Raw genomic sequence first — 22,474 nt, forward strand, 5'->3', positions numbered from 1 at the left:
CATGACCCGAGACATCAAGGATCTCATCGTTGCCCTGGATATCGGCACCAGTAAAGTGGTGGCGGTAGTGGCCGAAATCTTGCCCCAAGGGGGCTTTGAAGTGCTGGGCCTGGGGCAGCACGAATCGCACGGCATGCGCAAGGGCGTGGTCGTGAACATCGAAACCACGGTGAACTCCATCCAGCGCGCGCTGGAGGAAGCCGAGCTGATGGCGGATTGCAAGATCCGCGACATCTATGCAGGCATCGCCGGCAGCCATATCCGCAGCTTCAATTCCAGCGGCATGGTGGCGGTGAAGGACAAGGAAGTCACCGCGACCGACGTGGCGCGGGTCATCGAGACGGCCAAGGCGGTGAATATCCCCACCGATCAGCAGGTGCTGCACGTGCTGACCCAGGAATTCATCGTCGATGGCCAGGAAGATATCCGCGAGCCCATCGGCATGAGTGGCCTGCGCCTGGAAGTGCGCGTGCATATCGTCACCGGCGCTGTCAGCGCCGCCCAGAACATCATCAAGTGCGTGCGTCGCTGCGGCCTGGAAGTGCAGGATCTGATTCTGCAACCGCTGGCCTCCAGCCTGGCCTGCCTGACGCCCGATGAAAAGGAACTGGGTGTGGTGCTGGTGGATATCGGCGGTGGCACGACCGACATCGCCATCTTCACCGGCGGTGCGATTCGCCACACGGCCGTGGTGCCGGTGGCGGGCGACCAGATCACCAATGACATCGCCGCCATGCTGCGCACGCCGACGCCTGACGCCGAAGAGATCAAACTGCGCTATGGCGTGGCCAAGCAAGTGCTGGCCAATGCTGACGAGACCGTGGAAGTGCCGGGCCTGGGCGACCGAGGCTCGCGCCTGGTCAAGCGCCAGGCGCTGGGCGCAGTCATCGAGCCGCGCGTGGAAGAGCTGTTCTCACTGGTGCAGCGCGTAGTGCGCGAATCCGGTTACGAAGACCTGCTGGCCTCGGGCGTGGTGCTGACCGGCGGTTCGTCGCTGATGCCGGGTATGGTCGAGCTGGCCGAGGATGTGTTCCTCAAGCCGGTGCGCGTTGCCGTCCCAGACTATCAGGGCAGCCTGGCCGACGTGATGCGCAATCCGCGTTTCTCGACGGTCATGGGCCTGTTGGCCGAAGCGCGTACCCAGCGCCTGCGCGGCCACAAGGTGGCGCAGCAGCGTGGCAGCTTCCAGCAGGTGCTGGCACGCATGCGCGAGTGGTTCATGCATTGATATTCGTACCGGCTGCCAGGGTTGCAGGCGGCCGGAAGGTTCGTGGCACAGCGTGGTTGCCGTGCCATTCATATGTTGTAGAGGGTAGTTGTTTATTTTCTTTAGACTTGTGAGGGAGTCTTGTCATGATCAATTTCGAACTTGTGGATACCAACCCCAGCGGGACCGTCATTAAGGTTGTGGGCGTCGGGGGCGCGGGCGGCAATGCCATCGCGCACATGATCCGTTCCAATGTGCAGGGCGTGGAATTCATCAGCGCCAACACGGACGCGCAGGCACTGGTGACCAGCCAGGCTCCGGTGCAGATTCGCCTGGGCCGTACCGGCTTGGGCGCCGGCGCCAAGCCTGAACAAGGCCGCGCTGCCGCCGAAACCGCGCGCGAGGAAATCCGCGCTGCGCTCAACGGCGCGCATATGGTCTTCATCACCGCCGGCATGGGTGGCGGCACCGGTACCGGCGCTGCTCCGGTGGTGGCCGAAGTGGCCAAGGAACTGGGCATCCTGACGGTTGGCGTTGTGACCAAGCCGTTTGGTTTCGAAGGCGCGCGCCGCCTGAAATCGGCTGAGGAAGGCATCCGCGAACTGTCGCGCCATGTCAATTCGCTGATCGTGGTGCTCAACGAGAACCTGTACGACCTGATGGATGAAGACGCGACGCAGGACGACTGCTTCCGCGCCGCCGACGACGTGCTGCACAATGCTTGCGCCGGCATCGCCGAAATCATCAATGTCGAAGGTAACGTCAACGTCGACTTCGAAGACGTCAAGACCATCATGGGCGAGCAAGGCCAGGCCATGATGGGGACTGCCGTCGCCAGCGGCCCGGACCGCGCCCGCGTTGCCGCCGAGCAGGCCATTGCTTGCCCGCTGCTGGAAGGCGTGGACCTGCATGGCGCGCGTGGCGTGCTGGTGAACATCACCGCCAGCCGTTCGTTGAAGATGCGTGAAACCCGCGAAATCATGGAAATCATCCGTGGCTATGCCGCTGAAGATGCCACCGTGATCTTCGGTAACGCCTACGATGAAACCATGGGCGACGATCTGCGCGTGACCGTGGTGGCCACCGGCCTGGGAAAGCAGGCGCAAAGCGGCCCGCAACTGGTGCCTGAACCTGCCGAGGCGCTGCGCACCGGTACCGATGATTACTTCATCGGTGGCGCGAACATGCCCATGGGCGGCTACGGTAACGATCTGCAGGTTCCGACCGTGATGCGCAATCCGCGCGGCCAGGCTACTGCCCAAGTGCGGGCGATGGAGTCTGCCGGTATGGAGCATCTGGATATTCCGGCTTTCTTGCGCAAGCAGGCGGATTGAACCGGCTGAAAAACCAGACCGCTAGACCCTCTCTCTCACAGTAAACCCGTCTCCTGGCGGCCTTCGGGCCGCCGGGAGGCAGGGCGGACGGCGCCTTTAACGGGCAGGCCGGCGAGCGTGCACCTCTACCACGCAAGCCGGTCTGCCGGGCGTCGTCCGCCCTTTTTGTTTTAGCGTTCGCTTTTTTGCCAAATTTCGGGAAAAACAGGCATTCGTCATGTTGCGGGCTGCTGGGCGGCCGTCACGGACGGGCGCCAGGCCGCATTTCGATCACGAAGCGGCTGCCCTGGCCAGGGCGAGAATGCAGGCGCAGGTGCCAGCCCTGGTGGCGGCAGATGCGTTGCACCATGGACAGCCCCAGACCCAGATTGCCCTCGGGGCGGCCGTCGCTGGTATCGCCGCGTACGAATGGCGAGAACAGCGCTTCCTGCAGGTCCTGCGCGATGCCAGGGCCGTCATCGCACACTTCCAGCCAGTCCCAGCCATGGGAAATGCGCACTTCTGCGCCGCTGCCGGCATATTGCAGGGCGTTGCGGATCAGGTTGGAGAGCACGCTGCGCAACAGGGGCACCGGGTAGCCGGGGGCGCCGGGCGCGGCGCTGGAGCCGCTGTCCAGGCGCAAATGGATGCCGCGCCGCTCGGCCTGCGGCTGCCAGGCCTGCCATTGTTCCTGCGCCAGGTTGTGCAGGGGCGCGTGCGGGAAGGCGGCACCGTCCTGGCGGCCGCGTGCCAGCATCAGGTAGACATCCACCCGTTGTTGCATGTCTTGCAGCGCATCCTCTATCCGGGCCACGCGGGTACGGGTGGCATCGTCCAGGGCCGGGTCTGCCGCCAGCAATTCGCAGGTGCTCAGTCCGCTCATCAGCGGCGTGCGCAGTTCATGCCCGACATCCGCCGTGAATAGCCGTTCCCGCAGCAGGGCCTCTTCCAGCGCGTTGTAGGCGGCGTCGAATGCCGTGGCAAGCTGGCCGATTTCATTGCCTGGATACTGCGTTGCCAGCTGGGTCCCGGGTGGCAGTTCACTGCGCCGCTGTACATCGCGCGACAGGCGTTCAATGGGGCGGATCACGCGCCGGGTTGCCAGGTAACCCAGCGCCAGCGCCAGCACGAGACTGGCGGCCAGGCACAGCAGGCCGGCGATTTCATAGATGCGCTGCGATTGCAGGTAGTCGGTGTAGTCGCGCAGCAGGATGTAGCGCTGGTCTTCTATGTCTTCCACCATGACAAGCCAGTTGCGGCCCTTGCGGTTGACCATGTGGAAGCCGGGCGGCAGGGGGCGCAGATCGTCCGGGAAGGAGGCGCTGTTTGGCTCGCCATACAGGAAGTGATTGGGCCAGCCCGGCGCGACGCCGGCTTCCAGGTCGTCGCGCAGCCGGTCGATCGCCAGGTCCATGTCGATGCGGTGGGAAATAGCTTCCAGGCGATTGAAGGCCCAGCCGGAAAGCAGGGTCAGGACACCGGCGACAGTCAGGGTCAGGGCAAGGAATCGCAGGATCAGGCTGCGTGCCAGCTGGCCGCGCAGGATTTTAGGTGTTTTCATTGGGCGCGCAATTGATAGCCGATGCCATGCACGGTATGGAGCAGGGGCTGCTCGAAGGGCTTGTCGATGACCTGGCGGATGTGGTGGATATGGGTACGCAGCGCATCGCTGTCCGGCGGGGAGTCATGCCAGAGCGCTTCTTCCAGCCGGGTGCGGTGCACCACGGCCGGGCTGTGCAGCATCAGCAGCCGCAACAGCGTGAGCGGTGCCGGCGGGAGCTTGAGCGGCGTGCCGGCGCGCTCCAGCGCCAGGGTGTCCTGATCCAGGCTGAGATCGCCGACCTTGAGGACGGAGGGCGCGGCGCTGCGCCGGCGTTGCAGCAGCGCGCGTATGCGTGCCCCCAGTTCGGCCAGCGCAAATGGCTTCACCAGGTAGTCGTCGGCGCCGGCGTCGAAGCCGGCCAGCCGGTCGTCCAGCGCGTCGCGCGCCGTCACCATGATGACGGGTATCGTGCTGCGCAGTTCGCAGCGCAGCCGGCGGCACAGCTCATAGCCGTCCATGCGCGGCAGCATCAGGTCCAGCACCACGAGATCGAATTCATCCCGGCACAGCCGTTCGTAGCCGGCCTGGCCATCGTCGGAACAGTCGACGATGTAGCCCAGGCCGGACAGGTAGTCGACGATATTGGTAAGGATGGGGATGGTGTCTTCGATGACCAGAATGCGCATGTTTGCCTGCGATGGACGCGGTTTTGGGGCTCAGTGTTGGGGCAGATCCAGTTATACCCGAGGCTGCCTCCGCCTGCCGGAAGTGTTAACGCTTTCTTGACGTCCGCTTGTTCAGAATGGAATGCGTACCGGAGGGCAGAGTGCCGGCAGCGGGGCTACCGTTGCTGGCGCTGTGCCCGTGGATGGGGAACTTCCGTGGAGGTCCGGGATGTCAGAATCATCGCTGGCCTTGCGCCAAACCGCGCTTGCTGTGTATCGCGGTGCGGCCGCCGAATTGCAGATATTCCGCCTGGCGGATCGTCATTACGTCATGAAAGCCTGGCGCGCCAAGCCTGGGGCCTCCTTGCGCGCCGGGTTCAGCGCACTGGCCTGTCTGCTGGCGTTTGGCGAGTTCGCCCGGCCATCGCGCCTGCGCCAGGGCGATATCCACTTCGAGGCCGGCCGCCTGCGTGCGCTGGCACATGGCGGCTGTGCCGTGCCCAAGGTCTATCTGGACGAAGAGCGTTTCATTGTGCTGGAGCATGTGGGGCGCTCCCTGGACGAGATTGTCCGGGGCCAGCCGCTGGCGCGGGTGGGGCGCTACTACGAAGCCGCCGTCGATGACCTTGCCGCTTTTCACCGTGCAGGCTTTTGGCATGGCGGCGCGCAACTGCGCAACCTGACCGTGCGCGACGGCCGGCTGTACCGCATAGATTTCGAAGAACGCTTCGGCGCCGCGCTGTCCCATGGCCTGGCGGCGGCCTATGACCTGTTCCTGCTGTTGGGCGATATCCTCTGGCGCCTGGAACCTGATGAAGTCGTGCCGACTGGCAGGGCCTTGTTGCGGCGCTATTTTTCGCGGGCCGGCGCGCAAGGCGCCGATGCGGGCGCACTGCTGCGCCTGGACAAACTGCTGGCGCCGGTACGCGGGCTGGCTCGCATCGTGCCCGCCCGCCTGCGGGAAAAGCGCGATGTGCGGCGTGTGGCGCGTTTCGCCGCGGTGCTTCGGGATTGGTGTACCCATGAGCGCACCGCGGTGCTGAACTGAGTCCGGCTGTTTCCTGGCTGTTCCCTGGCCGCTGCCTAACGGCGCCGGCTTTCGTATTCGCTCAGAATGCGGCTGGCCCGCTCGCCCACTTGCGCTTCCCAGGCCCGCACCACGGGCTGGTTGGCCTGGCCCAGTGCGGCGGCCAGTTCAGGGGCGGGAACCTCGATCACCTGCATGCCGTTGTCTGCCAGTTGCTGGTATTTGGCCTGCAGGTTCGCTGCGATCTGGTGCTTGCGCCAGGCCTGTGTATCCTGCGCCGCCTGATGCAGGACGGCGCGCAGGTCTTCCGGCAGCGCCAGGTACGCATCGCGATTCATGTGCACGAAGGTCAGCGGCATGGCGTAGTTGATCTGGGTGAACACTTTGGTGTAGTCCCACAGCCGGATCGAGGCGCCGCCGTCGGCGCCGGTCAGGACAGCGCTGACACCGCCGGTCGCCAGCTGCGGCACCAGATCGGCCCATGAGATCACCAGTGGCGCAGCACCTACCTGTTGCAGCAGGCGGGTGCCGGTGGCGTCGTAGGTCCGGATCTTTAGCTGTTGCAGGTCGGCCAGCGAGTTGATAGGCCGGGAGGCCCAGATGCCCGAGGGGTCGACCCAGCCTGCGTGCAGCAGTATCTGGTTGTGCTTTTCGAAGAAAGCCTTGTAGTGCGGCATGGCGATATCTAGCAGCAGTTGCGCATCGTCGAAGTCGCGTGCCAGGAAGGGCAGGGAACTGAGCAGGAACAGCGGGTCGAAGCCGGCCAGCGTGCCGCTGACGGTGGTGGCGATGGGGGCGGCGCCACGGCCCACGACCTGGAAGTGGTCGCGTTCCCGGTAGCCCAGCGCGGCGCCTGGGTGCAGGTGGATTTTCAGGCGTCCGCCGCTCAATTCAGCGACGCGGTCGCGATAGAACACGTCGGCTTTGGTGTTGACGGAATTGGTGCCGTACTCCGATGACTGGTCCAGCGCATGGACAGGTGCAACCGGGTTGGCCTGGACGGCGGCGCAGGCCAGCATCAGGCAGGCGGCGATGAATTTTCTGGTGAACATACCGGCCTCTTATTTATTGAAGATCAGGTCAGGCAGGAACAGGGCGATCTGCGGGAAGTAGCACAGCAGGAAGACGGCGAAGCACATCACCAGGAAATAGGGGATGCTGTAGCGGATCAGCGTGCCCATGGGCGTGTCGCTGAGCGACTTGATCACCATCAGGTTGAAGCCGACCGGCGGCGTGATCTGGCCGATTTCCACCATGATGATCATGTAGATGCCGAACCAGACGGGGTCTATGCCCAGCACCTTGATGATGGACAGAAAGATCGGCAGCGTCATGACGATGATGGACACCCCATCGAGCACCAGGCCGATTGCCAGGAAGAACAGCGACGTCAGCAGCAGGAAGCCGCCGATGCTGAGCTGGCTGTCGGAAATGCGCTGGGCGATTTCCGCCGGAATGTGCAGGTAGGCAAAGGTGGTGGACATCAGCGTTGCGGCCAGGATGACGCCCAGGATCATCACGCTGGTCAGCAGCGTGTCACGCAGCGAGGCAATGATGTTTTCCAGGGTCAGGCAGCGGGTGCAGAGCGCATAGACCAGAACGCTCAGCACGCCGATGGCGGCAGCCTCGGAGGGCGTGGCCCAGCCGGCGTAGATGGAGCCCAGCACGAAGCCGATGATGAGCGTCAGCGGCACCAGCTTGAGCACATTGCGCCAGCGCCCTTCCTCGGCCAGCTGGGCGAGCATGGCCGGGTCCTGGCTCTGGCTGGCATGGCCGGGTTCCATCTCGCCGCGGACCAGCGAATAGACGATGATGTAGAGCGAAAACAGGCCGGCCAGCATCAGGCCCGGCAGGATGCCGGCGGCGAACAGCCTGTCGATCGGGGCTTCGGCCAGCACCCCATAGACGATCATGACGATGGATGGCGGGATCAGCAGCCCCAGGCTGCCAGCGCCGGCCAACCCGCCCAGGCAGATGGACTGGCGGTAGCCGCGCCGGGCCAGTTCGGTGACCGTGATCTTGCCCACGGTGGCGGTGGTTGCCGCGCTGGAGCCGCAGATCGACGCAAAGACGGTGCAGCCGATGATGTTGATATGCGCCAGGCGGCCGGGAAGGTAGCGTACCAGCGGCGTCAGGCCGGCAAAAATCTCGCGTGCGATGTTGGTTTTCAGCAGCAGTTCACCCATCCAGATGAACAGTGGGATGGCGGACAGCTCCCAGGAGCCGGCGGCACGCTGCACGGTGAAAGACAGGATATTGGCGATGCGCCAGAGATCGAAGTCGACAATGAAGTACAGCGCGCCGATGGAAACCAGGAACAGACTGGCATATACCCACAGGCCCAGTCCGATCAGGACCAGAATCATGCCCAGCATGGCAAACGAAAGCAGTAAGGGATCCATGCGTGGCTCCTCAGGACCGGACGGGAGGTTGCGTCAGGGCGAGCAACAGGTCTGTCAGCAGACGCAGCAGACTGGCGCTCAGGCCGACGAGTATGGGAATCTGGGGCAGCCAGAGTGCGACGCGTGCGATGCTGGTGCTGGTGAAGCCGAAGTCCAGGTTCTCGCGGAACATGTCGATGAAGCAGACCAGGGCGAGCGCGTAGATGAAAATGGCACCGAGGCAGCGGATGGCGATCAGCGTGCGCTGCGAGGCGCGCCCAGGCAGGAAGTGGTCGATGGTCTCGATACGGATGTGGCGGTTGCGCTGGTGCACGTAGGGCAGGCCCAGGAACACGACGGCAATCAGGGCATAACCGACGAATTCCTCCAGCACGAAGGTGGAGCGGTCCAGCGCGGAGCGCATCACGACTTCGGTGATGATGTGCAGGAAGATATAGACGATGAGCAGGCAGGCTATGCAGGCGAGCGCCCGGCACAATGCGCTGACGGCACGGTCCAGGCGGACTGCGAAGGCAGAGGAACGCATGTTGTCTCCATTGTTATTCTGGGGGCCGCCCGCGTTGCGGCGGGCGGACGGCAGCCCCGTCTGTGCGGGGCTTGGCCGGTACTGCGGGGCTCAGTCCGAGAGGGCTCGGGTCTGGTCCCAGGCGGCGCGGATGCCCGCGGCCAGGGCGCCATGTTCCATGGTCAGCGCAAGGGTACTGGCCTTGTGTTCCAGCGCGAAGCGTTTTTCCGATTCGCTCCAGGCCGGCAGAACCCAGTCCTTGCCGGCCGCGTTGGCGGCCTGGGCGATGCGCAGCAGGTCGGCGAAGTCTTCAGGCGTACGCTTGTAGGCGCCGCGCCCGCGCAGCAGCGATAGGTCGGTGGGGCCGATGAACACACCATCGACGCAGTCCAGCGCCAGGATCGCCTCGACGTCGTCCAGGGCGGTATGGTCTTCGATCATGGGATAGCAGCGCGTGATGCGGTCCTGCTGTGCGACCCATTCGTCGGTGGGCGCCTGGTAGCTGACCGTGCGCCCGCCGGCGAAACTGCGGTTGCCCAGCGGCGGGAACTTGGCATGGGCGCAGACCCGGCGGGCATGTTCCACGCTTTCGATGTGTGGAATGACCACGGCGTTGGCGCCGAAGTCCAGGGCCTGCTGGATCGGGCTGCGTTCTGGCGCGAGGACCTTGGCCAGCACCTGGAAGCCCAGGCGCTTGAGCAGAGGAATGAAGCGTTCGAGGTCGGCCAGGTCGAAAGCGCCATGCTCGATGTCCAGGACAATGCTCTGGTAGCCGATGCCAGCGGCGATTTCAGCGGCGGCCACGTTCGGGCTGGATAGCCAGAGTGCGTAGCGAGGGTTGTGTTCAGGCTGCGACATGCTTGGTCTCCAGCTGGTACAGGTCGCCGCGCCGGTTGGGCAGGCAGGGCATTTCTTCACGGACTTTCTGCAGGAAATCGAAGTCCAGGTCGGCGACGGCGATGCTGGTGGTGTCCTGCGCTACGGCCTGCACCGTGCCCCAGGGGTCGATGATCATGCTGCGGCCGTTGCAGGCGCCGTTGGGCAGGTACTTGCCGATCTGGCCGGCTGCCACGACGTAGCACTGGTTTTCGATGGCGCGTGCGCGCAGCAGCACTTCCCAGTGGTCGCGCCCCGTGTAGAGATTGAAGGCTGCGGGAATGAACAGGATCTTGGCGCCGGCCAGGGTTTGCAGCCGGAACAGCTCGGGAAAGCGCATGTCGTAGCAGATCGACAACCCGGCGGTAATGCCTTCGATGTCGGTCGTCACGATTTCCTTGCCGGGCCGCACCGTTGCCGACTCCAGGTAGGTCACGCGGCCAGGCAGGTCCACGTCGTACAGGTGTAGCTTGGTATAGCGCGCCGCAATGGCGCCATTGCGGTCGAACAGCAGCGAGGTATTGGCGCAGCGTCCGCCCTGGGGGTCGATTTCACGCATGGAGCCCAACAGCACCCACATGCCATGTTCCCTGGCCTTGGCGGCAATGCGCTCGGAGGTCGGGCCGGGGATGGTTTCCGCCGTCGCCAGGGCGCCGTCGTTGGGGCCCATGTAATCGGTGTACTCGGGCAGGACGGCAATATCCACGCCACGCGCCGCCGCCTGGTCCAGCAGATCCAGCGCGGTCGCGATATTCGCAGGCTTGTCCTCTCTTGAATTCAATTGGCAGACAGCGACTCTCATAGGTTCTCCTCTCTAATGGATGCGTCATGTATACACAGTGTATTCTTGGGGTGTCCGGAAAACAAGCGGTTTGTGTTAAAACAGCAGCCGTATCTAAACCACAGTGGAATTCGGGCCAGACATGCGTAGCGAGCCTGTAAAGGATGGCGGTCGGGGGCTTGCGCGAGGCAAGCCGTCCGCCAAGGAGCAGGTGTATCTGTACGTGCGTGATCTCATCATGCGCGGCGAGGTGCCGGGAGGCGCCTTCATCGAGGAAGAACAGATTACGGAAGCCACGGGTGTGTCTCGCACGCCGGTGCGCGAGGCCTTTCTGCGCCTGGAGGCCGAGCGCTTCCTGGACCTGATCCCGCGCCGGGGGGCGCAGGTGCGTCAGATCACGGCCCAGGAATTGATGAATGTCTACGAAGCGCGGCGCGTCATCGAAGTACACGTGGCGCGCCGGGTCTGTGACGAGCGCCTGGAAGTGCCGCCGGCGATGACCACGCTGATGCGCGGCATGGAGGAAGTGGCGGGGGCCAATGGCCAGGACCTGGACTATGCCCGCCACATCGAACTGGACGTGATGTTCCATCGCGCCCTGGTGGCAGCTGCCGGCAATGACGTGCTGCTGGAAGTCTATGACGCGCTGCAGGTGCGCAAGATGCGCGTCGCCTATACCGCGTTGCGGGTCGGGCCGGCGCGCATGGCGCTGATCATGTCGCAGCACCAGGCGCTGCTCGATGCCTTGCATGCACATGATGCGGACGCCGCCGCCGCCGTGCTCGAAGAGCACCTGAAGCCAGTGGTGGAAGTGATTTCCCTGCTGCCCAGCCGCTGAGCCGCCGTTCTTTCTGCAGGGGCGCGGGAATGCCCCTGCTGATATATCGGGATTTGCCTATAATGGCTTGTTTTGAATGAGAAAAAAGCCATGACCAGTTTGCCTCCCTGTCCGCAGTGCCAGTCTGAATACGTTTACGCCGATGGCGAGCTGCTGGTTTGCCCCGAATGCGCCCATGAATGGTCGGCCCAGGCGGCCGCCGAGCCTGAAGCGGAGCAGGCGCGTGTCGTCAAGGACGCGGTGGGCAATGTGCTGCAAGACGGCGACACCGTGGCCGTGATCAAGGACCTGAAGATCAAGGGGTCTTCGCAGGTCGTGAAAATGGGCACGAAAGCCCGCAACATCCGTCTGGTGGACGGTGATCACGACATCGACTGCAAGCTCGACGGGATCGGCAGCATGCAGCTCAAGTCGGAATTCGTGAAGAAGGTTTGATGGCAGCGGCCGGCGCCGCGCGGGCACCGGCCATGGCAGGCCTTACATCTTGCACTCGCCGGTCGGTGCCGGCGCGATGTCGGGGCCGAAGGCCTGCTTGACGACCGGGCGCAGCTTGCCGTCGACGGCTTCCACCTGGCCGATGTAGGTCGGCAGCACCAGCTGGTTGTCTTCGGCACGCATCGTGGCCGGGCCGTAGATGGTGTCGTAGGTGGCGCCGCGCAGGGCGCGGGATACCTCGCCGGGCTTGGTACTGCCTGCCAGTTTCACGCCTTCGAAGATGGTCTGCACGGCGTTGTAGGCCTGGCCTTCGTTGTCGGTAGGCGTGCGGCCGTATTTCTCCTGGAATTCGGTGACGAATTCATGGTTCCTGGCGGTGTCGATATCAGGGCTGTAGCCGATGTTGCCCCACACGCCCTGGGTGGCGTCGCCCGTGGCGTTGACGACGAAGTTCATGATGTAGGCATGGCCGATGATGCGCTTGTCGGTCAGGCCGAATTCATGGGCCTGCTTGGCGAAGGCGATCAGGTCGCGCCCGACCAGCGCTACCCAGATCCCGTCGATGTCCGGCTGGGCCTTTATCTGTGCGATGTAGGGGGCGAAATCCTTGGTGCCGACCGGCGGAAAGACGCTGAGCGCGATTTCCTTGCCCAGCCTGGCAGCCGAGTGCTGGAAGTGCTCGGCTGAATCCCTGCCCCAGACATAGTCCGCGCCTACCACCGCGAATTTCTTTTCCGGTACTTCCTTCAGCCATTCGTCGAACATGGCCAGGTCCATGCTGTCTGAATGGCTGCTGCGGAACATGCGCGGCTTGCATGAGTCGCCGGTGATGCGGTCAGCCTTGGACAGGTGCACGACCTGCATGGCATCCCAGCGTTCCAGCCCCTGGCCGACGGCCAGGGTGATGGAGGACGCGATGGGCGCGACCAGCAGGTTATGGCCGTCGCGGGCCAGTTTCTCGGCCGCGCGCCGGCCGGCGTCGGGCGTGCTTTCGTCGTCTGCGATTTTCAGCTCGACGGCGCGGCCGTCTATGCCGCCCTTGCGGTTGGCCTGCTCCACGGCAAACTGCACGGCGCGCTGGACTTCCTCGCCCTGCTGCGAAAACACCCCGGATACCGATGTCACGGTACCGATGCGTATCGGGTCTTTGTCCGCAGCAGCGGCGGACAGGGGAATGATGGCAGCCAGGGCAAGGCCGGCCAGGCGGCGCGGCAGGAAGCGTTGGTGGGTCATGTTTGTCTCCTTGGTTATTGTCGGCCTGGTGCTCAGGCCACTACGTGCTCGCGCAATGCGCGCAAGCTGTCTGCGTCGATCTGGCCGGTGCCGGTGATGACGCCCTTGGCCATGGCGTAGTAGCGCCGGGCCACGCGCGCCACCAGGCTGAGGTTCTGCTCGATGAGCAGCAGGGCGGTGCCCTGATCGGCCACCAGATTGAAAATGTCGGCCAGCTGATCGACGATGACCGGCGCCAGGCCTTCGGTGGGTTCGTCCAGGACAACCAGCGCCGGGTTGGCCATCAGGGCGCGGCCGATGGCCAGCATCTGTTGCTGCCCGCCAGACAGCGCCGTGCCAGGCGTATGGGCGCGCTCGCGCAGGATGGGGAATAGCTCGTAGATGCGCGGCACGTTCCAGTGGCCTGCGCGGCCGCAGGCGGCGCCCAGCAGCAGGTTTTCCTCGACGCTCAGATTGGCGACGATGCGCCGGCCCTGTGGCACGACGGCCATGCCCTGCCGGGTTGCCATATAGGGGCGCGGCCGTGCAATGGCTTTGCCGCCGATGTGCATGCTGCCGCCGCGCACGCTGGCCAGACCGAGCAGCGAATTGACCAGCGTGGTCTTGCCGACGCCATTGCGGCCGATCAGCGCGACGCGCTCGCCGGCCTGGATTTCCAGCGACAGGCCGTGCAGGATGTGCGCGGCGCCATAATAGGATTGCAGATCCCTGACTTGCAGGACGGTGTTCATGCGGCGCTCCCGAGATAGGCTTCGCGTACGCGCGGATGCGCGCGGACCGAGGCCGGCTCGCCGCTGGCGATGACCCGGCCGAGTTCAAAGACAGTGACGGCATCGCTGATGCCGAAGACGATGTCCATGTCGTGTTCGACCAGCAGCACCGACACCGACCATTGCTGCGCCAGTGTTTGCAGGTGCTGCGCCAGGTCTTCCGATTCCTGCGCCGACAGGCCGGCCATGGGTTCGTCCAGCAGCAGCAGCGAAGGCTGGCCGACCAGGGCCAGCGCCAGGTCCAGGCGGCGCTGTTCGCCATAGCCCAGTTCCGCGGCAGTCAGCTGTGCCATCGGGGTCAATTCGAGCTGGCGCAGCACTTCTTCGGTGTTGGCTTCGGGGTGCCGGGCGCCGACCTTGCAGGCTGCCAGTTCGATCTGGTCATACACGCGCATGTCGGGAAAGATGCTGGTGCGTTGGAAGGACCGGGCCAGGCCGAGCTGGCGGCGTTCGATCACGCCCAGTGCAGTGACGTCCCGGCCGTTGAGCAGGACCTGCCCTCGGGTGGGGCGGCGCCTGCCGGTGATGGCGTCGATCACAGTGGATTTGCCTGCGCCGTTGGGGCCGATCAGGCCGTGGATCTGGCCGCGCGCCACGGCAAAATTCACGCCGTCCACCGCTTTCACGCCGCCGTAGTGCACGGCGATGTCGCGGACTTCAAGGATGTTCTGTTGCATGGCGGGGCCTCTCAGGTACGTTGCGGGCGGCGGCGTTGGCACAGGCGTTGCAAGGCGCCGCCTATGCCTTCGGGCGAAAACACGATGATGAGGATCAGCGCCGTGCCGAATATGGCCAGCCAGTGCTGCGCGTAATCGCCGATCAGGTCGCGCGCCAGGAAGAACACGATGGCGCCCAGCGCTGGCCCCCAGAGCGTGCGAAAGCCGCCGATGATGACCATCATCAGCGCCGAGCCGGAGACGCTCCAGTGCAGGCTTTCCGGAGAAATGAAGCCGGTATTCAGTACCGACAGCAGGCCCGCCAGGCTGGTGACCAGCGCCGATAGCGTGAAAATGGCGACACGCGGCATCAGCGTGCGGATCCCGATGAAGCGCGCCCGCTCCTCGTTGTCGCGCACGGCTTCGGTCACGCGGCCGAAGCGGGTCGACAGCAGCGCGGCCAGGCCGGCGATGCACAGCACCAGCAGGGTCCAGCTGATGGAAAACAGCACGTCCTGGCGCTGGATGAGCGCTATCGGCACGCCGAACAGGCGCGCCGGCCAGTCCAGGTACATGCCGTCGGCGCCGCCGGTCAGCGAGCGCGATGTCGACGCCAGCTGGAAGAACATCTGGCCGACGGCCAGTGTCAGCATGCCGAAGGCAATGCCGGGCACGCGCACGATGACCAGCCCCAGCAGGCAGGAAAACAGCGCCATGATGAGGAGGGTCAGGAGGACGACGGCTTCGGCCGGTACGGCATGCTGCATCAGGATGGCGGCAACATAGCCAGCCAGCCCGTAGAAGGCGGCATGGCCGAAGCTCACCATGCCGTTCTGGCGCAGCAGCAGGCCGACGCCAAGCGCGAAGATGGCAAAGATGGTGGCCTGCGTCAGCAAGGACAGCAGTATGGCGGATTGCACCTGTGTGGCAACCAGCAGGCCGGCAGCCAGCGCCGCCAGGGTGCGCAGCAGCAGTGTGGCAGGGGCCAGGGCACGGGGCTTCAATGGGGTCAGGGATGTCATGTGCGGTTCCCGGCCAGTCCGGCGGGCCTCCAGAGCAGTACGGCAATCATCAGGATGAAGGGCAGCACGGCAGCCAGTCCGGGCAGGTAAATCGCGCCCAGCGCCTGGATCTGCCCCAGGGCCAGTGCCGCGATGAAGGCGCCCGACAAACTGCCCAGCCCGCCTACCACGACCACGACGAAAGAGTCGATCAGCACGTCGCTGTTCATCGTGGGCGACAGGGACAGGAAGGGCGCGGCCACTACGCCCGCCAGTCCGGCCAGGGCGGTGCCCAGGCCCACGACGAGTGCGCTGAGGCGGTCGGTATTGACGCCCTGCATGGCTGTCGTGGTCGGGTCGGTGCTGGCGGCGCGCACATAGAGGCCGATACGGGAAAAGCGCAGCCAGGCCGCCAGCCCCAGCGCCACGGCCAGGCCCACCACCAGTACGGCGATGCGATAGGCCGGCACCGGCGTGCCGAACAGGCTGACTGATGTGTTCAACAGCGCGGGCGCGGCCAGCGACAGGTTGCTGCGGCCCCATATGGTCTGTACCAGGTCTTCCAGGATCAGCAGCAGGCCGAAGGTCACCAGCACGACGGTGAGCGGGTTGCGGTCCTGCAGCAGGCGGAAGCAGTAGCGGTCCAGCAAGGCGCCCAGGCCCAGCATGATGAGCGGGACGGCAACCAGGGCCAGCCAGAAGCCGCCCTGGCTGGCGATGCTGTAGCCGATATAGGCGCCCAGCATGTAGAGCGAACCGTGGGCGAAATTGACGACCCGGCGCAAGCCGTAGATCAGCGCCAGCCCGGAGGACATGACGATCAGCAGCGCGCCATAGACCAGTCCGTTGAATAGATTGATGCTTGTCATCCGCAAAGTCTCCTCTTGTATGTATTGGTTGCGGAACGGAGGGGGCTCAGCCGGCGCCGCTGTCCGTCTGGCAGGACGGCAGCTCGGCGCGGCGCAGCAGGCGGTTCTCCTGGGCCACGATGAGGTGGCCGGAAGCCTGCAGGTAGGCGGGGAAATCCGGGTCGCTGTCACGTGCCTGGCTGCGGCGCTCGTAGTCGGCCAGGTCCTCGTAGGCCCACAGGTGCACCACCTGGTTCAGCGCGCCTACGTGGCTGGTGTAAAAGCCAATGGGCTGGCCCAGCGTGCGCTGGAGCACCGGCATGGCGAGGCGGTCGAAAACCTCCAGGAACTCCGCCATCTTGCGCGGTGCGATGGTGTAGGTGCGATGGTCGATCAGGGGCTTGCGGTTCATGGCTGGCTCCGTGCGGTGGATGGGGTTTGCCGGGCGATATGGCGGCCCGTGATGTAGCCGAAGGTCAGGATGGGGCCGAGCGTGATGCCGGCGCCCGGATAGGTGCCACCCATGACGCTGGCGCGGTCGTTGCCCACGGCATAGAGGCCGGGAATGATGCTGTTGTCCGGTCGCAGGACTTCACCCGTGACGGCGGTACGGATGCCGTCGAACGTGCCGAGATCACCCATGATGACGCGCAGCGCATAGAAGGGGCCGTCCTGGATGGGGGCCACGCAGGGGTTGGGCTGGTGTTCCGGGTCTGCCAGGTAGCGGTTGAAACTGGTGCTGCCACGGCCGAATTGGCGGTCTTCGCCGTGGACGGCGCCCTGGTTGTATTCACGTACGGTGGCCTCCAGCCCGGCAGCATCAATGCCGGTGTTGCGGGCCAGTTCCGCCAGGGTCTTGCCGCTCGTCAGGTAGCCGCTGCGCAGATGCGGCCCCAGCGGCAGGGGGGCGGGCTTGGCGTAGCCCAGTCCGTACCGGGCAATGGCTGTCCGGTCGCAGACCAGCCACATTTCGGTTTCCTGGGCGCTGCTGCAGGCTTCGATCATGGCGGCCCCGACATCGTGATAGGACTCGGATTCATTGGTGAAGCGCCGGCCTGCGCGGGTGACGCCGATGATGCCTGGCTTGTAGCGGTCCAGCAGATGGGGGAATACGCCATGGCGGCCGCTGCCCAGCGGAACGCGGGAGACAGGCATCCAGGCGGCGGGCGCGGGAAAGCGGATGTCCACGATGCCGCCGGCCTGTTCCGCCAGGCGGCCGCCGTCGCCGGTGTTGTCGCTGGGGCCGGGGGACAGGTGCGTGCCGCCGCGCCTGACGTGGGGGAAGGCCTGGCGCAGGCGTTCCTGGTCATGTGGAAAGCCGCCGCAGGCCAGGACCACGCCCTGGCTGGCCTCGATGCGCAGGCGGCCCGCCGGGGCATCGGCGAGGGCGCCGGTGATGCGCTCGCCATCGCGCAGCAGTTCGCGTACCTGGGTCGAGGTATGGATGGCGATGCCCTGGTCCAGCGCACTCTTGGCCAGCCGCGCCGCCAGCGCATTGCCGCTGGTGACCTGTATGCCGCGCCGGTAGCGCAGCAGCTCCAGCAGGTGGCGCGCCAGCCGGCGGGCGACATAGCTGAACGATGTCAGTGATTTCGTCGCGCGGAAGAAATGCTTCAGGTCGGCGTTCGATGAGTTGAACATCATCCCCATGAAGGTGATGGTTTCCAGCGGTGGCCGCAGGCGCGCCATATCCTGGCCCAGCGCGCGGATATCGAAGGGCGCGGCGAGGATGGAACGGCCCACGTCCACGCCGCCGGGCGCGGTGGGGTGATAGTCGGGATACAGCGTGGGCACGAAGCGCACCGAGGTTTCCCGGGTGAAGAAATCGACCATTTCCGGGCCGTTGTCCAGGAAGGCCTGGACGGCTTCGGCGTCGTAGTGCTGGCCGATCTCGTGGCGCAGGTAGGTTTCAGCGGCGCTGCGGCTATCCTGGGCGCCGGCTTCGCGTGAAATGCGGTTGCCGGGAATCCACAGCACGCCGCCGGAAAAGGCCGTGGTGCCGCCAAATACCGGCGCCTTTTCCACGATGACGACATCCAGGCCGTGCTTGCTGGCGACGATGGCGGTAGACATGCCGCCCGCGCCTGCGCCGACGACCAGCAAGTCGCAGCGGATGAGGGTTTCCTGTTGGGCTGGGGTCATGCAAAGAATCTCCTTGTGGCGCGCGTATCCGTGGCCGGCCACGCGCCAGCATGATTGGGGCTCAGGCGGCCTGGGTGGCGCCGCCGTGGTTGAAGCCTGGGCGCGGCACCATGTCCATCAGCATCGAGGACATGCCGCCATCGACCATCAGTTCCGCGCCATTGACGTAGCCCGCACGGGGGCTGGCAAGGAACAGCACGGCATTGGCGATATCTTCGGGTTCGCCCACGCGGCGGCTGGCCGTCATGGCGGCCCTGGCGGCTTCCACGCCGGGCTGGGCATAGAACGCGGCGGACAGCGGGGTGCGGATCATGCCCGGGCAGATGGCATTGCTGCGAATGCCCGATTGCCCCCATTCGGCGGCCAATTGGCGCGACAGCAGCAGGATGCCGGCCTTGCTGGCGCTGTAGGCGCCGCTGCGGGTCTGCGGAAAACGGGCGGCGATGGAAGCAATGTTGACGATGCTGCCGTCGCCCTGCTTGCGCAGTTGCGGGGCGAAGGCGCGGGCGCACAGCAAATAGCCGGTGAGATTGACGGCGAGGATCTGGTTCCATTCTTCCAGGCTGACGTCGGCCAGCGCCGAAGAGCGCAGCAGCCCGGCGTTGTTCACGAGGATGCTGGCGGCGCCCAGGTTGGCCTGCACATGTTGCGCGGCATCGCGGGTCGAGGTTTCGCTGGCGGTGTCGCAGGCCACGGCCATGGCCTGCCCGCCGCGCAGCGCCAGGCTGTCCGCCAGGCGCTGCGCAGCCGGAATGTCCCGGTCCAGCAGCGCGACGCTGGCGCCCGCCTGCGACAGGCTGCTGGCGATGGCGGCGCCTATGCCGCTGGCCGCGCCGGTGACAACCGCGACGCGGCCGCGCAGCGCCAGCCAGTCTTCTACTGAATTGCGGGGAAGAGGGGAAACCATGGGGGCTCCTGGCAATGGAAAAGAGGGAAAGTGACGGGCCGGGGGAGGGGGGCTGCGCTGCCTGCCGGTTCGGGGGCGGCGTGCCGTTCCCTGGGCTGATGGGGCGGATTGTGGGCGGGTTCGCACAATGGCGGGGTTGCGATTCCTGCAAAGGACAGGACGAATCGTGCATTTGCACGGCTTCTAGGGATATCACCTAGTGACGATTCCGGCGCCGAAATGGATATTTCGTGCATATCAGGGAGCACATCCATGGGACTGCTGCGGTCCATACCGAACTACGCGCTATATGGCGACCAGGCCCCCGAGGTCTGGGATACCCTCTTTGATTTTGAATGGATTCCTCAACGGTCCGGGCTCTACAACTGGAATATTCAGCCGCACCTGCATGACGGCTGCGTGCAGATCCTGCTGGTGACGGCCGGTGGCGGAGAGGTATTGCTGGATGAAAAACGCTGGCAGGCTCAGGCCCCCTGCCTGATCGTGGCACCCGCACGGATCGTGCATGGCTTCCAGTGGGCGCCGCCGGTGGACGGTGCGGTCATCACGGCAGCGCAGGGGCCGCTGGAATCGCTGGCGCAGATCATCATGCCGGAGCTGCTGGAGGTGCTGCATACGCCGCTGGTGATGAACTTCCCGCGTGATACGCCGCATGCCGATGCGCTGATGCCGCTGATTCTGGCGATTCAGCGGGAATGGCGCGTGCCGGCGCTGGGGCAGCGCGCAGCCAGTCTGTCGCTGTTGACGGCATTGCTGGTGCAGGTCGCGCGCATCACCCAGGCGCCGGTGGTCAAGCCCGAATCATTTTCGCCGCGCAAGGCGGCGCATCTGGAACGTTTCCGGGCGCAGGTCGAAGCCTGGTTCAAGACCCATCGGCCCCTGGCGGATTACGCCAATGAACTGGGGCTGACGGTTGGCCAGTTGACGCGCATCTGCCGCGAGGCGCTGGGCATGTCGGCGTTGGCAGTCATCCAGGCGCGCCTTCTGCACGAGGCCAAGCGCAATCTGGTCTACACCATGGGAAGCATTAAGCAGATATCCACCGCCCTGGGCTTCCAGGACGAGGCGTACTTCGGGCGCTTTTTCCGCAAGCACGCGGGCACCAGCCCCAGCGCCTTCAGGAAGCAGGCGCTGAGCCAGATACGGGAGGTGGCCTTGCCGCCAGACGCGGCGCCGGAAGCGCGCCGCAGGGCGGAAGGGGTCAGTTGAGGACGGGGTGGCCGGCCTGGCGGTTGGAGCTGCCCGCCAGCATGGAAACTCCGCCGGAGGCGGCCATTTCGGCAGCGGCTTCCAGCAGGGCCGGGCCCAGTTCCAGCATGCGCTCGGGCGTCATGCGCGAGGCCGGGCCAGCGATGCTGATAGTGCCGGTGGCCGGCTGGTTGGCACGCCGGATGGGGGCGGCCATGGCTGCCATGCCCGCCATGAACGTGTCGGTGGTCATGCTGAAGCCGCGCGTGCGGGCGGCTTCCAGGCAGGCCAGCAGTTCATGTACGGTCTGCGGCGCATTGGGGCCGTAATCTTCGCGCTTGCCGAAGCCCTGGCGCGCCACCATTTCGATGGCGCGTTCGTCGGGCAGCGTCAGCAGCCATGCATGGCCGGAAGCGGAACAGGAAAGCCGGGCTTCCATGCCCATTTCCGGGTCATAGCGCAGGCCGGTGCGGGCGCCCTGGGCGCGCGCCAGCCAGGCAATGCTCTCGCCGTCGATCACGCCCAGGCGCACGAATTCTCCGGACAGTTCGGCGAGCCGGTCGAGGATGGGCTGGGCGATATCCTGTACGCCGGTATTGGAAAGAAAACTCATGCCCAGTGAGGCCAGCTTGGTGGTCAGGACGTAATCGCCATGGGCGCGTACCTGGCGCACGTAGCCGCAATCCGATAGCTCGGCGAGCAGGCGGTGGGCGGCGCTGCGGGGGATCTGCAGGGTGTCGGCGATGGTCGCCAGCGGCAGTCCTTCCGGATGGCTGGTCAGGTATTCGAGTACATGAAGGGTGCGGGAAGCTGGGCCGGCCATAGGTGAACAGGTGTCGTCAGTGCGGTTTGAATAATTATTGCAACAGGACCAACGGAATGGACGGATCCATCCCTGTTATATCCGTATGAATGCATGAATAGTTCTAATCGTAGCTTGTCTGCGGCAGAAGCGCGAATACTGTCTTCCACAGTGTCTACGGAGGCAGGCCCGGGAAAAGCCGCCTGCTGGCACCGGATAGGCGCAGCAGGCCGTCAGGATGCATTTTTTGGAATCTGATTCCAAAAAATATTTTTTATGAATATAATTCCAGCAAAAGGATGCTCGACCATTGCCTGTTGTCTGGTCCTGCAGCCATGGCTGCGGTGCGGCGGAGGCGGCGGTGTCCGATGGACAGGCATGGGCGCAGGCAAGGAGACAGGCCGTGTGCATGCCTATTGGCTGACGGCGCCAGACGCCGCCCATAACCGAGACACAGAAATTCCATGAGCCAGAATAGCCAGAGTTTTACCCTGAACGGCGCGACGCGCGTTATCGCCATCGTTGGCGATCCCATCGCGCAGGTCAAATCGCCCGCCGGCGTGACTGCCATGTTGCAGGAGCAGGGCCACAACGCCATCGTCGTGCCGGTGCACGTCAAGCCGGAACAGCTGGGTGACTTCATGCGCGCTGCGGAGATCGTGCGTAACCTGGATGGCATCATTGTGACCATCCCGCACAAGTTTTCCATGCGCGGCTATTGCAGCACCGCCACCGAGCGCGCAGATTTCCTGGGGGCAGTGAATACCCTGCGCCGCAATGCCGATGATTCCTGGGATGGCGACATGTTCGACGGCGAAGGCATGGTGGGCGGCATCCGTCTCCATGGTGGCAACCCGACGGCCCAGCGCTGCTTGCTGGTTGGGGCTGGCGGCGCGGGCACTGCCATTGCGTTCGAACTGCTGGTGCAGGGGGCGAGCTACCTGGCAATCCATGATGCTGATACGCGCCGCCGCGACGACTTGATCGCGCGCCTGCAGGCCCGTTACGGCGACAAGGTCGGCGTCGGTTCGGATGACCCGACCGGGTTCGGCATGGTCGTGAACGCCACGCCCATGGGCATGAACCCCGCTGACCCCATGCCGGTCCAGGTCGGCAAACTGGACCCGGCGGCATTTGCCGCCTGCCCGATCACTTCGCCGGCGGTGTCGCCGTGGATCCAGGCGGCGCGTGAGCGCGGCTGCAAGACCAGCGTGGGGGCCGATATGTTCAATTCAGAACTCAAGCTGATGGTCGATTTTCTGGCAGCGCGCCTGCGTTGAACCAGGATGCCGGGCCTGCATGGCAGTCCGGCGCCAGACGAACAAGCACAACAGC

The 22,474-nt window shown here is 65.0% G+C and carries 23 protein-coding genes; 7 read left to right on the forward strand and 16 right to left on the reverse strand.

All coding sequences use genetic code 11. The annotated features are described in order from the left end of the window. Nucleotide 1 precedes the first annotated feature (1 nt). Complete coding sequence (gene ftsA / locus ACEW7X_RS02395; RefSeq protein WP_068374464.1) at nucleotides 2-1,228, forward strand: cell division protein FtsA; 1,227 nt, start codon at nucleotides 2-4, stop codon at nucleotides 1,226-1,228. Nucleotides 1,229-1,353: 125 nt separating this feature from the next. Next, nucleotides 1,354-2,541 (forward strand): cell division protein FtsZ, encoded by a 1,188-nt coding sequence (gene ftsZ, locus ACEW7X_RS02400; RefSeq protein WP_068374461.1) that lies wholly within the window; start codon nucleotides 1,354-1,356, stop codon nucleotides 2,539-2,541. Nucleotides 2,542-2,782: 241 nt separating this feature from the next. Here ftsZ and ACEW7X_RS02405 read toward each other — a convergent pair whose 3' ends face one another. Together ACEW7X_RS02405 and ACEW7X_RS02410 are read right to left on the reverse strand one after the other, a co-directional pair. After that, nucleotides 2,783-4,081 (reverse strand): sensor histidine kinase, encoded by a 1,299-nt coding sequence (locus ACEW7X_RS02405; RefSeq protein WP_068374458.1) that lies wholly within the window; start codon nucleotides 4,079-4,081, stop codon nucleotides 2,783-2,785. Then, complete coding sequence (locus tag ACEW7X_RS02410; protein WP_127773120.1) at nucleotides 4,078-4,749, reverse strand: response regulator transcription factor; 672 nt, start codon at nucleotides 4,747-4,749, stop codon at nucleotides 4,078-4,080. Before ACEW7X_RS02410 ends, ACEW7X_RS02405 begins: the two co-directional genes overlap by 4 nt. 208 nt (nucleotides 4,750-4,957) lie before the next feature. Here ACEW7X_RS02410 and ACEW7X_RS02415 point away from each other — a divergent pair, with 208 nt between their 5' ends. Beyond that, entirely contained in the window at nucleotides 4,958-5,776 is an 819-nt protein-coding gene (locus tag ACEW7X_RS02415; protein WP_420177561.1) for a hypothetical protein, read from the forward strand. Between the two features lie 35 nt (nucleotides 5,777-5,811). Here ACEW7X_RS02415 and ACEW7X_RS02420 read toward each other — a convergent pair whose 3' ends face one another. The 5 genes from ACEW7X_RS02420 to ACEW7X_RS02440 form a co-directional block, all read right to left on the reverse strand. Next, complete coding sequence (locus ACEW7X_RS02420) at nucleotides 5,812-6,807, reverse strand: TRAP transporter substrate-binding protein (RefSeq protein WP_083969737.1); 996 nt, start codon at nucleotides 6,805-6,807, stop codon at nucleotides 5,812-5,814. A 9-nt stretch (nucleotides 6,808-6,816) separates the two neighbouring features. After that, complete coding sequence (locus ACEW7X_RS02425) at nucleotides 6,817-8,157, reverse strand: TRAP transporter large permease (RefSeq protein WP_068374450.1); 1,341 nt, start codon at nucleotides 8,155-8,157, stop codon at nucleotides 6,817-6,819. Nucleotides 8,158-8,167: 10 nt separating this feature from the next. Further along, complete coding sequence (locus tag ACEW7X_RS02430; RefSeq protein WP_068374447.1) at nucleotides 8,168-8,683, reverse strand: TRAP transporter small permease; 516 nt, start codon at nucleotides 8,681-8,683, stop codon at nucleotides 8,168-8,170. A 90-nt stretch (nucleotides 8,684-8,773) separates the two neighbouring features. Further along, the gene (locus ACEW7X_RS02435; RefSeq protein ID WP_068374444.1) at nucleotides 8,774-9,520 is read right to left on the reverse strand and encodes an HpcH/HpaI aldolase family protein; all 747 of its coding nucleotides are present in this window, start codon (nucleotides 9,518-9,520) and stop codon (nucleotides 8,774-8,776) included. After that, nucleotides 9,507-10,340: a carbon-nitrogen hydrolase family protein gene (locus ACEW7X_RS02440; RefSeq protein ID WP_130487709.1), complete on the reverse strand. Its 834-nt coding sequence runs from the start codon at nucleotides 10,338-10,340 to the stop codon at nucleotides 9,507-9,509. The genes ACEW7X_RS02435 and ACEW7X_RS02440 overlap by 14 nt, the downstream gene beginning before the upstream one ends. Nucleotides 10,341-10,461: 121 nt before the next feature. Between ACEW7X_RS02440 and ACEW7X_RS02445 the strand changes: the two genes are divergently transcribed. Together ACEW7X_RS02445 and ACEW7X_RS02450 are read left to right on the forward strand one after the other, a co-directional pair. After that, a complete protein-coding gene (locus ACEW7X_RS02445) occupies nucleotides 10,462-11,157 on the forward strand; it encodes a GntR family transcriptional regulator (protein ID WP_068374438.1) in 696 nt (231 codons plus the stop codon). A 90-nt stretch (nucleotides 11,158-11,247) separates the two neighbouring features. Next, the gene (locus ACEW7X_RS02450; RefSeq protein ID WP_253101866.1) at nucleotides 11,248-11,592 is read left to right on the forward strand and encodes a zinc ribbon domain-containing protein YjdM; all 345 of its coding nucleotides are present in this window, start codon (nucleotides 11,248-11,250) and stop codon (nucleotides 11,590-11,592) included. 42 nt (nucleotides 11,593-11,634) lie between these two features. Here the strand turns inward: ACEW7X_RS02450 and ACEW7X_RS02455 are convergent, their stop codons facing one another. From ACEW7X_RS02455 to ACEW7X_RS02490, 8 genes are all read right to left on the reverse strand, one after another. After that, on the reverse strand, nucleotides 11,635-12,825 hold the full coding sequence (locus ACEW7X_RS02455) for an ABC transporter substrate-binding protein (RefSeq protein WP_420177562.1): 1,191 nt from the start codon (nucleotides 12,823-12,825) through the stop codon (nucleotides 11,635-11,637). 32 nt (nucleotides 12,826-12,857) lie between these two features. Continuing rightward, nucleotides 12,858-13,556 carry an ABC transporter ATP-binding protein gene (locus tag ACEW7X_RS02460; protein WP_420177563.1) on the reverse strand — a complete coding sequence of 233 codons (699 nt, stop codon included), beginning with the start codon at nucleotides 13,554-13,556 and terminating at the stop codon, nucleotides 12,858-12,860. After that, nucleotides 13,553-14,272, reverse strand: a complete 720-nt coding sequence (locus ACEW7X_RS02465) for an ABC transporter ATP-binding protein (RefSeq protein WP_420177564.1) — start codon at nucleotides 14,270-14,272, stop codon at nucleotides 13,553-13,555. The genes ACEW7X_RS02460 and ACEW7X_RS02465 overlap by 4 nt, the downstream gene beginning before the upstream one ends. A gap of 11 nt (nucleotides 14,273-14,283) precedes the next feature. Then, a complete protein-coding gene (locus ACEW7X_RS02470) occupies nucleotides 14,284-15,273 on the reverse strand; it encodes a branched-chain amino acid ABC transporter permease (protein WP_420177565.1) in 990 nt (329 codons plus the stop codon). Further along, complete coding sequence (locus tag ACEW7X_RS02475; RefSeq protein ID WP_068374419.1) at nucleotides 15,270-16,121, reverse strand: branched-chain amino acid ABC transporter permease; 852 nt, start codon at nucleotides 16,119-16,121, stop codon at nucleotides 15,270-15,272. Before ACEW7X_RS02475 ends, ACEW7X_RS02470 begins: the two co-directional genes overlap by 4 nt. 46 nt (nucleotides 16,122-16,167) lie before the next feature. Further along, nucleotides 16,168-16,512 carry an NIPSNAP family protein gene (locus tag ACEW7X_RS02480; RefSeq protein WP_068374416.1) on the reverse strand — a complete coding sequence of 115 codons (345 nt, stop codon included), beginning with the start codon at nucleotides 16,510-16,512 and terminating at the stop codon, nucleotides 16,168-16,170. Continuing rightward, a complete protein-coding gene (locus ACEW7X_RS02485) occupies nucleotides 16,509-18,242 on the reverse strand; it encodes an FAD-dependent oxidoreductase (protein ID WP_420177566.1) in 1,734 nt (577 codons plus the stop codon). Before ACEW7X_RS02485 ends, ACEW7X_RS02480 begins: the two co-directional genes overlap by 4 nt. Nucleotides 18,243-18,303: 61 nt before the next feature. Further along, the gene (locus ACEW7X_RS02490; protein WP_134838040.1) at nucleotides 18,304-19,149 is read right to left on the reverse strand and encodes an SDR family NAD(P)-dependent oxidoreductase; all 846 of its coding nucleotides are present in this window, start codon (nucleotides 19,147-19,149) and stop codon (nucleotides 18,304-18,306) included. Nucleotides 19,150-19,401: 252 nt separating this feature from the next. Between ACEW7X_RS02490 and ACEW7X_RS02495 the strand changes: the two genes are divergently transcribed. After that, complete coding sequence (locus ACEW7X_RS02495) at nucleotides 19,402-20,358, forward strand: helix-turn-helix domain-containing protein (protein ID WP_068374408.1); 957 nt, start codon at nucleotides 19,402-19,404, stop codon at nucleotides 20,356-20,358. On the opposite strand, the gene ACEW7X_RS02500 is transcribed toward ACEW7X_RS02495, so the two are convergent. After that, complete coding sequence (locus tag ACEW7X_RS02500; RefSeq protein ID WP_127773136.1) at nucleotides 20,351-21,160, reverse strand: IclR family transcriptional regulator; 810 nt, start codon at nucleotides 21,158-21,160, stop codon at nucleotides 20,351-20,353. The genes ACEW7X_RS02495 and ACEW7X_RS02500 overlap by 8 nt on opposite strands. A gap of 443 nt (nucleotides 21,161-21,603) precedes the next feature. On the opposite strand from ACEW7X_RS02500, the gene ACEW7X_RS02505 reads away from it, so the two are divergent. Next, nucleotides 21,604-22,419, forward strand: coding sequence for a shikimate dehydrogenase family protein (locus ACEW7X_RS02505; RefSeq protein WP_127773137.1), 816 nt, complete (start codon nucleotides 21,604-21,606; stop codon nucleotides 22,417-22,419). Nucleotides 22,420-22,474 lie beyond the last annotated feature (55 nt).

The sequence above is a fragment of the Kerstersia gyiorum genome, from assembly GCF_048595715.1.
GTDB classification, from domain to species: Bacteria; Pseudomonadota; Gammaproteobacteria; order Burkholderiales; family Burkholderiaceae_B; genus Kerstersia; species Kerstersia gyiorum.

Coding starts and splice junctions, on each gene's coding strand:
- ftsA (WP_068374464.1), top strand. CDS start 2: ATGACCCGAGACATCAAGGATCTCATCGTTGCCCTGGATATCGGCACC.
- ftsZ (WP_068374461.1), top strand. CDS start 1,354: ATGATCAATTTCGAACTTGTGGATACCAACCCCAGCGGGACCGTCATT.
- ACEW7X_RS02405 (WP_068374458.1), bottom strand. CDS start 4,081: ATGAAAACACCTAAAATCCTGCGCGGCCAGCTGGCACGCAGCCTGATC.
- ACEW7X_RS02410 (WP_127773120.1), bottom strand. CDS start 4,749: ATGCGCATTCTGGTCATCGAAGACACCATCCCCATCCTTACCAATATC.
- ACEW7X_RS02415 (WP_420177561.1), top strand. CDS start 4,958: ATGTCAGAATCATCGCTGGCCTTGCGCCAAACCGCGCTTGCTGTGTAT.
- ACEW7X_RS02420 (WP_083969737.1), bottom strand. CDS start 6,807: ATGTTCACCAGAAAATTCATCGCCGCCTGCCTGATGCTGGCCTGCGCC.
- ACEW7X_RS02425 (WP_068374450.1), bottom strand. CDS start 8,157: ATGGATCCCTTACTGCTTTCGTTTGCCATGCTGGGCATGATTCTGGTC.
- ACEW7X_RS02430 (WP_068374447.1), bottom strand. CDS start 8,683: ATGCGTTCCTCTGCCTTCGCAGTCCGCCTGGACCGTGCCGTCAGCGCA.
- ACEW7X_RS02435 (WP_068374444.1), bottom strand. CDS start 9,520: ATGTCGCAGCCTGAACACAACCCTCGCTACGCACTCTGGCTATCCAGC.
- ACEW7X_RS02440 (WP_130487709.1), bottom strand. CDS start 10,340: ATGAGAGTCGCTGTCTGCCAATTGAATTCAAGAGAGGACAAGCCTGCG.
- ACEW7X_RS02445 (WP_068374438.1), top strand. CDS start 10,462: ATGCGTAGCGAGCCTGTAAAGGATGGCGGTCGGGGGCTTGCGCGAGGC.
- ACEW7X_RS02450 (WP_253101866.1), top strand. CDS start 11,248: ATGACCAGTTTGCCTCCCTGTCCGCAGTGCCAGTCTGAATACGTTTAC.
- ACEW7X_RS02455 (WP_420177562.1), bottom strand. CDS start 12,825: ATGACCCACCAACGCTTCCTGCCGCGCCGCCTGGCCGGCCTTGCCCTG.
- ACEW7X_RS02460 (WP_420177563.1), bottom strand. CDS start 13,556: ATGAACACCGTCCTGCAAGTCAGGGATCTGCAATCCTATTATGGCGCC.
- ACEW7X_RS02465 (WP_420177564.1), bottom strand. CDS start 14,272: ATGCAACAGAACATCCTTGAAGTCCGCGACATCGCCGTGCACTACGGC.
- ACEW7X_RS02470 (WP_420177565.1), bottom strand. CDS start 15,273: ATGACATCCCTGACCCCATTGAAGCCCCGTGCCCTGGCCCCTGCCACA.
- ACEW7X_RS02475 (WP_068374419.1), bottom strand. CDS start 16,121: ATGACAAGCATCAATCTATTCAACGGACTGGTCTATGGCGCGCTGCTG.
- ACEW7X_RS02480 (WP_068374416.1), bottom strand. CDS start 16,512: ATGAACCGCAAGCCCCTGATCGACCATCGCACCTACACCATCGCACCG.
- ACEW7X_RS02485 (WP_420177566.1), bottom strand. CDS start 18,242: ATGACCCCAGCCCAACAGGAAACCCTCATCCGCTGCGACTTGCTGGTC.
- ACEW7X_RS02490 (WP_134838040.1), bottom strand. CDS start 19,149: ATGGTTTCCCCTCTTCCCCGCAATTCAGTAGAAGACTGGCTGGCGCTG.
- ACEW7X_RS02495 (WP_068374408.1), top strand. CDS start 19,402: ATGGGACTGCTGCGGTCCATACCGAACTACGCGCTATATGGCGACCAG.
- ACEW7X_RS02500 (WP_127773136.1), bottom strand. CDS start 21,160: ATGGCCGGCCCAGCTTCCCGCACCCTTCATGTACTCGAATACCTGACC.
- ACEW7X_RS02505 (WP_127773137.1), top strand. CDS start 21,604: ATGAGCCAGAATAGCCAGAGTTTTACCCTGAACGGCGCGACGCGCGTT.